Origin of the sequence: Bosea sp. BIWAKO-01 (assembly GCF_001748145.1) — a bacterium.
Lineage (GTDB): Bacteria > Pseudomonadota > Alphaproteobacteria > Rhizobiales > Beijerinckiaceae > Allobosea.
On record NZ_BCQA01000001.1, the window covers coordinates 2,857,905 to 2,870,376 of the forward strand.

Below are 12,472 nucleotides of genomic sequence, written 5' to 3' on the forward strand. Positions count from 1 at the left end.
GCCATGAGCGGGCACGATCACCACCATCATCACGACCATGACAATCACTTCACGCCAATCGAGGCGCGGGTGAAGGCGCTGGAAACGCTCCTTGTCGCCAAGGGCTATGTCGACCCGGCGGCGCTCGATGCCATCGTCGAGACCTACGAAACCAAGGTCGGCCCGCGTAACGGCGCGCTGGTCGTGGCGAAGGCCTGGACGGACCCCGCTTTCGCGGAACGGCTCAGGCAGGACGGCACGGCGGCCGTTGCCGAGCTTGGCTATGGCGGCCGCGGCGGGGAGCATATCGTCGCCGTGTTCAACACTCCCGACGAGCACAACCTCATCGTCTGCACGCTGTGCTCCTGCTATCCGTGGCCGGTGCTCGGCCTGCCGCCGGTCTGGTACAAGTCACCGCCCTACCGTTCGCGCGCCGTCATCGATCCACGCGGGGTGCTGGCCGATTTCGGCGTGACGCTGCCTGCAGACCAGCGCATCCGGGTCTGGGACTCGACGGCCGAGACGCGCTTCCTCGTCATCCCGCAGCGCCCCGCCGGCACCGAGGGCTGGGATGAGGAGAGACTTGCCCGGATTGTCACGCGGGATTCGATGATTGGCGTCGGGTTGCCGGATGCGGGAGCGTCAGCATGAATGGCGGGCAGGATCTCGGCGGCCAGATGGGCTTCGGGCCCGTCATGCCGGAGCCAAACGAGCCGGTCTTCCATGGCGGATGGGAGAGCCGCATGCTCGCGCTGAATGTCGCGGCGGGCGCCATGGGGCACTGGACCATCGACGAGATCCGGCATGCGCGCGAGAGCATTCCACCGGCCGATTACCTTTCCTTCTCCTATTACGAGATCTGGTACGAAGGGTTGCGGACGGTGCTGCAGCGGCACGGCTTTGCGACGCCGGCCGAGATGGACAGCGGCACATCGGCAGGGGCGGGGACAACACCCAAACGCGTGCTGAAGGGCGCAGATGTCCCTGCCGTCTTGCGGCGCGGCTTTCCCTATGAGCGGGAGGCTTCGGCGCCGGCGCGGTTTGCGATCGGAGATCCGGTACGCACCATCGTGATGCACCCCGCCGGCCATACGCGCCTGCCGCGCTATGCCCGTGGCAAGCTCGGTCGGATCGAGGCTGTGCGCGGCAACCACGTCTTCCCGGATTCCGGGGCCCATGGTGCGCCGGAAACAGCGCAATGGCTCTACACGGTGGTCTTCAGTGGCCCCGAGCTCTGGGGCCGTGATGCGGACCCGATGTCCAGCGTCAGCGTCGAGGCGTGGGAGAGCTATCTTGAGCCGGCCTGACGCAGCCCTTGCCGATGCACTTGCGGCGGGAACGCCGATCCCGCGCGATGCCGAAGGGCCGGTCTTCGCGGAACCATGGCAGGCCCAGGCTTTCGCGCTGGTCGTTGCGCTGCAGAACCGGGGCGTCTTTTCCGCGCAGGAATGGGCGGAAGCGCTCGGGGCCGAAATCCGGGAAGCGGTCGCGGCCGGCGGCTGCCGCGACGGTTCCGATTATTACGAACGCTGGTGCGAGGCGCTGGAGCATCTCCTGATCGCCAAGGGGCTGGCCTCGCATGAGGGCGTCGACGCTCTGGCGGCGTCCTGGGAGCGCGCAGCCGAGGCGACGCCGCATGGCAAGCCGATCCTGCTGGAGAACGATCCGCAGCGCGCGAGCTGAGGGCGCGCGCATCGCTTCGGCGAGACTGCAGCGCAGCCTTGTCACATCGCTTTCCCGGGCGCTGGATAGAGGCGACATTGCAATCGGCATCGGCTCCGCTCACGGAGAAACATGCCGTCTGGGAGGGCATGATGACGATGCATAAGACGATAACTTGCCTGGTCGGACTCGCTGCTTTCTGTCTGAGTGCGCCTGCCCATGCGGCCGATCCGGCACTCAACGGACGCATCGAAAAACTCACCCGCAACACCCAATGGACGCAGAAGGCTGCGGTTCCGCTGCAATTCCCGACACATCACCCGCAAGGCATGCTGAAGATCGGCGATGCCTTCTTCGTCTCCTCGGTCGAGATCACGAAGCCGACGATCCGCTTCTCCGAGCCGAAAGACGGTTATGATCGCGATACCGGCGAGGGCGTCGGCCATCTCTTCAAGGTCGATGCCGAGGGGAAGCTGCTGGCCGGCATCACGCTCGGCGAAGGCTCGATGTACCATCCAGGCGGCATCGATTTCGATGGGAAGCATATCTGGGTGACGGTTGCCGAGTATCGGCCGAACAGTCAGTCGATCATCTACAAGGTCGATCCGGAGGCGCTGAAGGCGACCGAGGTGCTGCGCTTCAAGGACCATATCGGCGGTATCGTCCACAACACCGACGACAAATCGCTGCACGGGGTGAGCTGGGGGTCGCGCCGCTTCTACAAATGGACCCTGGATGGCGAGGGCCGGGTGACCAATGCGGGCGCGGCGCCCGAGCAATTGCGGGTCATCAATCCCGCGCTCTATATCGACTATCAGGACTGCCACTATATCGGCATGAGCCGGATGCTCTGCTCGGGCCTCAACGCCTATCGCGCCACGAAGGACGGGCCGATCTTTCGCCTCGGCGGATTCGAGATCGTCGACCTCAGGGATAACCGGCCAGTCTATCAGGTGCCGATCGAGCTCTGGTCGCCGTCCGGGCTGCCGATGACGCAGAATCCGTTCTGGGTCGAGCCGACGGCCGACGGCGTGCGCGCCCATTTCATCCCGGATGACGACAAGTCGGTGCTCTTCATCTACGAGGCGGCAGCCAAATAGACCGAACCAGGCGCGGTGGCGCCCCGGGGGCTCAATTCCCCTGGGCGGCCCAGAGGCCGAGGAACAGTGCCGCGCCGAGCACGGCGACGAAGGCGGCGGCGAGCAGTTCGAGCCCTGCGATCACTTTTGCTCCGCGCAGGCTGCTGCCTCCGGCGAGTTTCAGGGCGGCGAACTTGAAGAAGACCGCGAGCGCAGCGAGTGCTCCCGTGGTCAGGGCCGTGCCGAGCGCCATGGCGAAGGTCGCGGCGATGCCGGCCCAGAGCAACCCCTGCGAGAAGGCGAAGACCAGGATGATCAGCGCGCCGGCGCAGGGGCGCAGGCCCGCCGCGAAAACGACGCCGGCCATCTCGCGCCAACCGCGCAATCTGGCGATCTCGTCGGGGCCTGGCATGTGAACATGGTCGCAGGCCGGATCATGTGCGGCGGCATCTCCCGACAGGACGAGCAGCGCTCCGGCCTTGCGCCAGAGCACCCATAATCCGACCAGCCCGACCAGCGCGAAGCTCGCCTGCTCGATCATCGTCGTCGTCGCGCTCATGGTCGCAGCGGTTGCTCTCAACGCGATCGTCAAGATCAGGACCAGTGCAATGGCGACCGCAGCCTGGAGGATCGCGGCGGCAAAGCTCAAGGCGAGGCCACGCCTGAGGCTGCGATTATCGGCGACGATGTAGCCGGAGATCACTGCCTTGCCGTGGCCGGGGCCGGCTGCATGAAAGACGCCATAGCCGAAGGCCAGCGCAAGCAGGCCGGGCAGGGCCGCGCTGCTGGTGTGGATCGCCTTCAGCGTCGCGGTGAGTTCGCGATAGAAGGCCGATTGCCAGGACAGGAGCAGCGCGCCGATGCCCGTCGTCGAAGGCAGTGCCTCGCGGGGTAAGGCAGTCCCGAAGGGGTTGCGCGGTGGCGGGGGCGGTGGTGGGCTCACGCTCGCAATCACATAGGCCAGGACGGCAAGGGCTCCTGCGACAGCCAGAATCGAGAGGGCCATCAGGGCGAGCCTGCGCGAGACGATAGGCAGGCGCAGCGACGTCGCATGCGGCGCACTCAGGGACATGCGACCAGTGCGCGCGTCGTGACCTGGTATCCGCTCATGTCGGGCTGGGCCGTGATGTCTTCCTGCGCGAGCTTCTGCTGGACGCTTGCGTCGAGCTTGGGCGGTCGAGCGATGCGGACGACGCAGCCCTTGGGTGCATCGCGCGCGATCACGGCGTCCGCTGCCTCGGCGATGTCGAAGGCGACGAAATAGGTCGGGTCACCGATCTCGATGCCGAAGGACCGATTGGCGGCGGCTGGCTGCTTGAGGGGCAGGACATAGGTCAAGGTCAGGATCTTGTTTTCGAAGGCGAGTGCAGCCTCGCTCGGCTCACCGAAGGCCTGCACCTTGCCGTTTGCCTTGGCGATGGTGAAGAAGCCGACATCGGGCAGGGATTCCATGTTGACCTTGGCAAGCTCCGCCAGCTCGTCAGGTGTCAGTTTGCCGTCGCCATTCTTGTCGAGCCCCTGCGTGATGAAGGCGGAATAAGCCTCGTCGAAGCTCCAGATATGCTTCAGCGCCTTCACGCTGCCGTCGGGAGCGTAGAGGATCTCGGTGCGCGCACTGACGAATACATGGGGATGCGCGGCCGCGAGGCCGGTGAACCCGAGCCAGGCCGCAAGTCCGGCGAGAATGAGTAGGCCGCGGCGGCATCGGGTCACGACAGGGAATCCCTCGATTTCAGCGGCGAAGCTGGCCCGACATGGTTAACCAACCGTAAACGGCGGCCAATGCCAAGGCCGGTTCGAAGCCCACCCATCACTTGCAAAGGGGGCCAAATCGCGGCGCATTCTGGAACGATCCCAGAGTGATTGACCGTAACGAAGAGATATGTCAGCATTGCTGACATAATATCAAGTTGGAGGCCGGACCAACTGGCCCCATTCTGCCGTAACGGGACGATCGGGGAGGTCGGCCATGGCCGAGATGGAACAGAAGTCCGGCACCGCAGACCTGGCCGAGGCCGGCGCGTTGCGCGAGGTCGCGCTGGACGACAAATACGACCTCTCGAAACAGCAGATATTCCTGACCGGGACGCAGGCGATCGCCCGCATGCTGATGGTCCAGCGCGAGCGCGACCGCCGCGCCGGCCTGAGCACGGCGGGCTTCGTCTCGGGCTATCGCGGCTCGCCGCTGGGCGGGCTCGACCAGCAATTGCTCCGGGCCGGCAAACAGCTCAAGGCCTCCGATATCGTCTTCCAGCCGGGACTGAACGAGGATCTGGCCGCGACCGCGGTCTGGGGCACGCAGCAGGCCGAACTGCAGGGCGAAGGCAAGCATGACGGCGTCTTCGCGCTTTGGTACGGCAAGGGCCCGGGGGTGGACCGCAGTGGCGACGTTTTCCGCCATGGCAACATGGCGGGCACCTCGCCCCATGGCGGCGTCATTTGCCTGATGGGCGACGACCACACCGCTGAATCGTCCACCAATGCGCATCAGACCGAGTTCGTCTTCGTCGACCGGATGATGCCGATCCTGAACCCGGCCGGCGTTCAGGAGATCATGGATTATTCCCTGCACGGCATCGCGCTCTCGCGCTTTGCCTCGGTCTGGGTCGGCATCAAATGCGTGAAGGACAATATCGAGTCGACGGCATCCGTCGATGGCTCGGTCGACCGGGTCAAGATCGTCTCGCCGATTGATTTCGTCATGCCGCCGGGCGGGTTGAGCATCCGCCGCGAGCTGGATTTCGTCGATCAGGAGAAGCGGCTGCATATCCACAAGCGCGCAGCGATGCTGGCCTATCTGCGCGCCAACAAGCTCAACCAGACCATCACCTCCGGGGGCAAGAAGCCGCGCATCGGCATCATCACCGTCGGAAAATCCTATCTCGATGTCCGCCAGGCGATGGAGGATCTCGGCATCGACGAGGTTCGCGCCAATGATCTCGGTATCCGCCTGTTCAAGGTCGCCTGTCCCTGGCCGATCGATCCGGGCGAGCTGAAGGACTTCGCCGCCAAGCTCGACCTCGTCATGGTGGTCGAGGAAAAGCGCTCGCTGATCGAGGTGCAGGTCCGCGAGGAGCTCTATGGCTCCAAGCACCAACCGATGGTGATCGGCAAGAAGGACGAGAACGGCGAATGGCTCTTCCCGGTCCATGGCGCGCTCGATCCCAACGACGTCGCGATCGCGCTTGGCGCGCGGCTGCTGCAGTACAAGGACGACCCGGCGCTGCGGGCGAGGCTCGAGGAGATCGCCCAGGCGCAAGGGCGCCTCGCCGAGGCCCAGGACATCGCCAAGCGCACGCCGTACTATTGCTCGGGCTGCCCGCATAACAGCTCCACCGTGGTGCCCGAAGGCTCGCGCGCCTATGCCGGCATCGGCTGCCATTACATGGTGCAGTGGATGGACCGGAGCACCGCCGGCTTCACCCAGATGGGCGGCGAAGGCGCGAACTGGATCGGCGAAGCGCCGTTCTCGACGCGGCAGCACGTCTTCCAGAATCTCGGGGACGGCACCTATACGCATTCCGGCTCGCTCGCGATCCGCTGGGCGGTCGCTGCCGGCGTCAATGTCACCTACAAGCTGCTGTACAATGATGCCGTGGCCATGACAGGCGGCCAGCAGGCGGAAGGACATCTGACGCCCGACCAGATGGCCCGCCAGATCGCAGCGGAAGGTGTGCATCGCGTCGCGGTGGTCAGCGACGAACCGGACAAATACCCGCCGGGCACGCAATGGCCCGCCGGCACGACGATCCATCATCGCGACGATCTCGACGCCGTGCAGCGCGAGCTTGCGCAGGTTCCGGGCGTGTCGTTGCTGCTTTACGACCAGACCTGCGCCACCGAGAAGCGCCGCCGGCGCAAGCGTGGCGCCTATCCCGATCCCGACAAGCGGGTGATCGTCAATGAACTCGTCTGCGAAGGCTGTGGCGATTGCGGCGTGCAGTCGAACTGCGTCTCCGTGCAGCCGCTGGAGACCGAGTTCGGCCGCAAGCGCCAGATTGACCAGTCGAACTGCAACAAGGACTTTTCCTGCGTGAAGGGCTTCTGCCCCTCCTTCGTCACCGTGCATGGCGCCCGGCCGAAGAAGGCGGCGCCGCGCCGGCTCGATGCCGGAGCGTTCAGTGCAGGCGAGCTTCCCGAGCCGCAGGTTCCGGCCCTCGATCGCAGTTTCGCGGTCGTCGTCACCGGTGTCGGTGGCACCGGCGTGGTGACGATCGGCGCCATTCTCGGCATGGCGGCGCATCTCGAAGGCAAGGGCTGCGGCATGATCGACATGGCCGGTCTTGCCCAGAAGGGCGGGGCGGTCTTCAGCCATGTCAAGCTCGCGCCGCGGCCCGAAGACATTCACGCCATTCGCGTCGCCGCCGGTCAGGCGGATCTGGTGCTCGGTTGCGATCTCACGGTCACTGGCTCGAAGAAGGTCCTTGGCGCGATACGACCGGATGGCGCGACCGTCGTGGTCAATACGGCCGAGAGCATGCCGGGGGATTTCACCCGCAATGCGGATTTCTCGCTGCCGATCGAGCGGCTGAAGCGGGCGATCATCTCGGCGTCAGGGCGTGAGCGGACGCATCTTGTCGATGCGACGGCGGCTGCGAACGCTTTCCTCGGCAACGCCATTGCCGCCAACATGTTCATGCTCGGTTATGCGTGGCAGTTCGGCGGCGTGCCGCTGTCGCGCGCCTCGCTGCTCCGGGCGATCGAGCTCAACGGCGAAGCGGTCGCCATGAACAAGCAGGCCTTCGAGCTCGGCCGGCGTGCGGCGCATGATCCGGACGCTTTGATCTCTGCCCTTGCGGAGGCCAAGGCGCCGACGCGGGCGCGGCATCTCTCGCAGACGCTGGAGGAGATCATCGCGCGCCGCGTCGATTATCTCACCGCCTACCAGAATGCGGCCTATGCGGCGCGCTATCGCCATCTTGTCGCGCGCATCCAGGTCAAGGAAGTCCAGGTCTTGCCAGGGCAGAGCGCGCTTGCCGAGAGCGTGGCGCGCTATCTTTTCAAGCTGATGGCCTACAAGGACGAGTATGAGGTTGCGCGCCTCTATGCCGATGGCGCGTTCCAGAGGCAGGTGGCCGCCACCTTCGAGAAGGACAGCGCTTCGGGTGAGAGGCTGCGCTACGAGTTTCATCTCGCGCCGCCTCTGCTCGCCAAGGTCGATCCCCATACCGGCCTGCCGCGCAAGATGAGCTTCGGCCCCTGGATGATGAAGGCCTTTGGCCTGCTGGCGAAGCTGAAGGGCCTGCGCGGCACGGCCTTCGACATCTTCGGCCGTACCGAGGAACGCAGAACGGAGCGTCGGCTGATCGCTGAATACGACGCGCTGATCGGCGAGCTGGTGAACCGGCTGACACCGGAGAACCATGCGCTTTGCGTGGCACTGGCGGCAATCCCGGAGAAGATCCGTGGGTTTGGCCATGTCAAGGAACGCCACCTCAAGCAGGCCAAGGCCGAGGAAACGGATCTCCTGGTCCGGCTGCGTGACGGCTCCGCTGCGGCATTGGCGATGCCGAGAGCGGCCGAGTAGCCGGGTCTGGGCCGGGGCCGTCCCAGCGGGATGACCTCTGCCGGCCGATCTGGCCCGCACGATCGTTCAAGACATTCAGCTGCCCAGGCCTGACAACATGCTGCTCGTCCACCAGCGGAGGCGCAGCATGGAGGAGTTGTTCGGTTTCGTGCTTGCCGGGCTCGCACTCGCGGGCAGTCCTGGACCTGCCACGTTGAGCCTGGCTGCAACCGGTGCTGCCTTCGGTGCCCGCGGGGGGCTCGTCTATGCTGCCGGCATCACCAGCGGTATGGCCGCGGTCATCGCGATCACCGCCAGCGGCATGGTCGGGGTGCTGATGGCGCTGCCTGGCGTGGCGCCGCTGGTGACGATCGCTGCGGCTGGGTATTTTCTCTATCTGGCCTATCGCATCGCCACTGCGCCGCCCCTGAGAGAGGCGAGTGAACGCGGCCAGCGACCGTCCTTCGCCGCAGGTGCCCTGCTGTCGCTCGTCAATCCGAAGGGCTATGCGGCGATGGCGGCACTGTTCTCCGGTTTCGTCCTGTTGCGCGAGCGGGTTGCCGCCGATGCGCTGGCGAAGGCGGCAGTGCTGATGGCGATCATCGCCGCGGTCAATCTGCTCTGGCTCGCCACGGGAGCGGCGTTGACCCGCTGTTTTCGCCGACCGCGGTTGAACCGGGCCATCAATATCGTCTTCGCCATTCTGCTGATCGCGTCGGTCGCATTCGCGCTGGTGCGTTGAGGCCCGCCCGCAGGCTCAGGCCCCGCCATGGGGCTTTGTGGACGGTGATGCGGCCAAGCGCACGGTCGTGTTGAGCGGGCCAAGGACTCGCCCGTCGGCGGAACGCAATTCGAGGCGCCCGACAGGCTGCCCGGTCTCGTTGTCGATAAGTGCGGAGTGGGGCTCACCCGGCTCGTAGCACTGGTCTTCCCCCCATTGCCGCAATCCCGCAACGACGACGAAGAGGCCGCGGCCTTTCTCGGTCAGCACATATTCCTGATAGGCGCTGCCATCCGAGGCTGGCGCGATCTCGAGGACGCCGAGTTCGACCAGGTTGCGCAGCCGCGTGGCGAGGATGCCCTTGGCAACGCCGAGGCTCCTCTGGAATTCACCGAAACGCCGCACGTCGCTGAATGCATCGCGAATGATCAGCAGGGACCACCAATCGCCGATCGCGTCCAGGGCGCGGGCGACGGGGCAATCTGCCTCCTTGAGGCTGGTGCGTCTGACCATCGGTCCCCATCTCACTTTCCCGTGAAGTCTGGTTTTAAGATAGGACTTGATTCGATATCGCGCAATATGGTCCTATTATAAGACCATATTGCGCAGGACGACTCGATGAAGCCCCAGAATTCAGCACTTGCCGTCTCATCACTGGCAGAGCGTCCCACTCGTAGCGGGGCGCCGGGACAGGAACCAGACATCACGGCGAGCACCGGCCCTTCACGCGCCGTGACACTTCTCTTCGCCGTTGCTTGCGGCCTCAGCGTGGCAAATATCTATTACGCCCAGCCGCTGCTCGATGTGATGGCGCGCGATCTTGCGATCAGCCCGGCGGCGATCGGCGGCGTCGTGACGATGACGCAAATCGGCTACGCGCTCGGGCTGATCTTCATCGTGCCGCTTGGCGATCTGCTGGATCGGCGGCGGCTGATCGGCGCGCAGGCATTGCTCTCTGGCTTGGCGCTGCTCGTCGTCGGCTTGGCACCGAACGCTGCCTTCCTGCTGGCGGGGATGGTGGCCGTTGGCCTGCTTGCCGTCGTCGTGCAGGTGCTCGTTGCCTTTGCAGCAAGCATGGCGGCGGACAGGGAGCGCGGGCGGATCGTCGGCAGGATCACGAGCGGGATCGTGATCGGCATCCTGCTGGCGCGTTTCGTTTCGGGCGTGCTTGCCGATGTCGGGGGTTGGCGCCTGGTCTATCTGGCGTCGGCGGTGCTCACGGTGCTGATGGCCTGCCTGCTGTTCCAGGTGCTGCCGAAACATCACCGCGTCGCGACAAGGATCTCCTATCCGGAGCTGCTCGCGTCCGTTGTGGGCCTGTTCGTCAAAGAGCCGATCCTGCGGGTACGAGCCGTGCTCGCCTTGTTGATCTTTGCCGGTTTCAGCGTGTTCTGGACGTCGCTGGTCCTACCGCTCAGCGCTGCACCCTTCTCGCTGTCTCATACCGAGATCGGAATGTTCGGTCTCGTCGGACTGGCGGGGGCACTTGCTGCCTCCTGGGCGGGATCGCTCGCTGACCGCGGCTATGGCCAGCACGTGACCGGTTTGTCGCTCGGCCTGATGGCGCTGTCCTGGATTCCGATCGCCTTGATGGGCATATCGCTCTGGAACCTGATCCTCGGCGTTGTCCTGCTCGATCTCGCGATCCAGGCCGTGCATATCACGAACCAGACCATGATCTTCGCGGTGCGGCCCGACGCCCGTAGCCGGCTCGTCGGCGGCTATATGGTCTTCTATTCGGTTGGCAGCGCGTTGGGCTCGATCGCCTCGACCATGGTCTTTGCCCGCGCAGGCTGGATCGGCGTCTGCGTGCTGGGAGCCGCGATCAGCCTGTCGGCGCTGCTGTTCTGGGCAGCGACCCGCCGACACCAGCCCGTGGAGATCCGAGCCGAATGAATGGGAAAGATCGATAGCAACGCGACCTGGCGCGCCGGGCTTGAGTTCGCCGCCTCCGACGCCGCATACTGAGCCGGCACTGCGGGTCCATGCCCGCTCCAACGCGCGGTGAACATGCCTTGATCTCTCCCGAAGACCTGCGCCGCATCGCTGCCTGGTCCCGCGACCTGAAGCCGGAAGAGTTTGAGGAAGCGCGCCGCGGGATCAGCCTGAAATCCTACGGCAAGGGCAATTACATCTGCCATGTCGGCGACCGGCTCGAATCCTGGACCGGCGTTGCCGAGGGGCTGGTGAAAATGAGCACCACCTCCAAGGAAGGCAAATCCGCGACGCTGGCCGGCTTGCGCGCGGGCGCCTGGTTCGGCGAGGGCACGGTGATCAAGGCTGAGCCACGCCGCTATGATCTGGTGGCTTTGCGCGACACGCAGCTCGCCCTGATGCGGCGCTCGACGTTCCTCTGGCTGTTCGAGCACAGTGCGGCCTTCAACCGCTTCCTCGTTCATCAGTTCAACGAACGACTCGGCCAGTTCATCGCGCTGGCGGAGAACGAGCGGATGCTGGATTCGACCGCCCGTCTGGCGCGCAACCTCGCCTGGCTGTTCAATCCGATCCTCTATCCCGACCAGAGCCTGACGCTGGCGATCTCGCAGGAGGAACTCGGCTTGCTCGCCGGCATGTCGCGGCAGATGGCCAATCAGGGGCTGGCAAAGCTTGCGGACCTCGGTCTGCTCGAGGTCGGCCACGGCTCGGTGACCATCCTCGATCTGGATCGGCTCGCGCGCTACGAGGGCTAGGGGCGGCTTGTCGCCAACGGGCGGGGCTACCGACCGAGGCGCCCGAGCGCCTGCCGCAATGGTGCGTCCGAGATGCGGATGAGCCCGAGATAGGGATGATCCATGTCGATGATCAGCACCAGCGCTCCTGTCACGGACAAGGCGCAGACGAACAAGGTCGCCACCACCGTTCCATTGCCCGGGGCCAGGAGACCGAACGAGGCGAAGAGCAAGGCGAGCCAGAACACGAGAATGGCCAGGAATGCGCCAGGAAACCCTCCGACCTCGGTTTCGGCTCGCATCCACCGCGCTTCCGCGATCTGCCCGGTGAGTTGAAGGGCGCGTCCCTGAAGCCAGCGCTGGGCGTCGGTTGGTGGCGACAGGTTTCGCAGCGCTCCCTGGACCGTTTCGATGTCGAGGCCGTCGTCCAGCGTTCTCTCGCTGCCGGCATCGCTCAGCCGCAGTTCGAGGAGCTTGCGGAGCACTTCGCGCGCCTCCCTTGTCTCCTCTCCGTACTGTGCCATGACCCGGTCGAGGAGGACGACGCGCGCTGCGGTTGTCCTCAGGCCCGTGCCGGCGTCGTCGAACGATCGTTTCGCGGAGGCGATCAGGAGGCCAAGTGCGAGCGCTGAGAGCGTTCCGATGATCGCGGTCGCGAGCTTGATGGCGTCACGGGAATCCGAGCTCAAGTGGTGTTCCGGCAGGCGCGCGCGCAAGAACATCCCGATCAGGGCCGCGCCGAACACGCACAGAAAGGCGATGCCGCCGATGACGTAAGGGTTCATGGAGTGGCGCCTGGTTGTTGGCTGCCTTGCGGTGTTAATTTTCAGAACATCGAAAAGACAGCGCAGTCAGT

At 65.2% G+C, this 12,472-nt stretch carries 12 protein-coding genes; 8 read left to right on the forward strand and 4 right to left on the reverse strand.

Annotated elements, in window-relative coordinates; translation table 11 throughout:
* Positions 1–3 precede the first annotated feature (3 nt).
* The 4 genes from nthA (at position 4) to BIWAKO_RS13285 (ending at position 2,741) form a co-directional block, all read left to right on the forward strand.
* Positions 4–630: a nitrile hydratase subunit alpha gene (nthA, locus tag BIWAKO_RS13270; RefSeq protein WP_069879070.1), complete on the forward strand. Its 627-nt coding sequence runs from the start codon at positions 4–6 to the stop codon at positions 628–630.
* Positions 627–1,286, forward strand: coding sequence for a nitrile hydratase subunit beta (nthB, locus tag BIWAKO_RS13275; protein ID WP_069879071.1), 660 nt, complete (start codon positions 627–629; stop codon positions 1,284–1,286). The genes nthA and nthB overlap by 4 nt, the downstream gene beginning before the upstream one ends.
* Positions 1,273–1,662: a nitrile hydratase accessory protein gene (locus tag BIWAKO_RS13280; RefSeq protein ID WP_069879072.1), complete on the forward strand. Its 390-nt coding sequence runs from the start codon at positions 1,273–1,275 to the stop codon at positions 1,660–1,662. Before nthB ends, BIWAKO_RS13280 begins: the two co-directional genes overlap by 14 nt.
* A 131-nt stretch (positions 1,663–1,793) precedes the next feature.
* Positions 1,794–2,741: a DUF6454 family protein gene (locus tag BIWAKO_RS13285; protein ID WP_084652233.1), complete on the forward strand. Its 948-nt coding sequence runs from the start codon at positions 1,794–1,796 to the stop codon at positions 2,739–2,741.
* 31 nt (positions 2,742–2,772) lie between these two features.
* Here BIWAKO_RS13285 and BIWAKO_RS13290 read toward each other — a convergent pair whose 3' ends face one another.
* Together BIWAKO_RS13290 and BIWAKO_RS13295 are read right to left on the reverse strand one after the other, a co-directional pair.
* Complete coding sequence (locus BIWAKO_RS13290; RefSeq protein ID WP_069879073.1) at positions 2,773–3,792, reverse strand: nickel/cobalt transporter; 1,020 nt, start codon at positions 3,790–3,792, stop codon at positions 2,773–2,775.
* Positions 3,783–4,433, reverse strand: coding sequence for a DUF1007 family protein (locus BIWAKO_RS13295; RefSeq protein WP_069879074.1), 651 nt, complete (start codon positions 4,431–4,433; stop codon positions 3,783–3,785). Before BIWAKO_RS13295 ends, BIWAKO_RS13290 begins: the two co-directional genes overlap by 10 nt.
* 256 nt (positions 4,434–4,689) lie before the next feature.
* Between BIWAKO_RS13295 and BIWAKO_RS13300 the strand changes: the two genes are divergently transcribed.
* Positions 4,690–8,247: an indolepyruvate ferredoxin oxidoreductase family protein gene (locus BIWAKO_RS13300; RefSeq protein WP_371331937.1), complete on the forward strand. Its 3,558-nt coding sequence runs from the start codon at positions 4,690–4,692 to the stop codon at positions 8,245–8,247.
* 127 nt (positions 8,248–8,374) lie between these two features.
* Positions 8,375–8,968, forward strand: a complete 594-nt coding sequence (locus tag BIWAKO_RS13305) for a LysE family translocator (protein ID WP_069882449.1) — start codon at positions 8,375–8,377, stop codon at positions 8,966–8,968.
* Between the two features lie 15 nt (positions 8,969–8,983).
* On the opposite strand, the gene BIWAKO_RS13310 is transcribed toward BIWAKO_RS13305, so the two are convergent.
* Positions 8,984–9,460 carry a winged helix-turn-helix transcriptional regulator gene (locus tag BIWAKO_RS13310; protein WP_069879075.1) on the reverse strand — a complete coding sequence of 159 codons (477 nt, stop codon included), beginning with the start codon at positions 9,458–9,460 and terminating at the stop codon, positions 8,984–8,986.
* Positions 9,461–9,565: 105 nt separating this feature from the next.
* Between BIWAKO_RS13310 and BIWAKO_RS13315 the strand changes: the two genes are divergently transcribed.
* Both BIWAKO_RS13315 and BIWAKO_RS13320 read left to right on the forward strand, forming a co-directional pair.
* Entirely contained in the window at positions 9,566–10,843 is a 1,278-nt protein-coding gene (locus BIWAKO_RS13315) for an MFS transporter (protein WP_084651335.1), read from the forward strand.
* A 119-nt stretch (positions 10,844–10,962) separates the two neighbouring features.
* On the forward strand, positions 10,963–11,637 hold the full coding sequence (locus BIWAKO_RS13320) for a Crp/Fnr family transcriptional regulator (RefSeq protein ID WP_069879076.1): 675 nt from the start codon (positions 10,963–10,965) through the stop codon (positions 11,635–11,637).
* 26 nt (positions 11,638–11,663) lie between these two features.
* On the opposite strand, the gene BIWAKO_RS13325 is transcribed toward BIWAKO_RS13320, so the two are convergent.
* The gene (locus BIWAKO_RS13325) at positions 11,664–12,401 is read right to left on the reverse strand and encodes a bestrophin-like domain (protein ID WP_069879077.1); all 738 of its coding nucleotides are present in this window, start codon (positions 12,399–12,401) and stop codon (positions 11,664–11,666) included.
* Between the last annotated feature and the right edge of the window lie 71 nt (positions 12,402–12,472).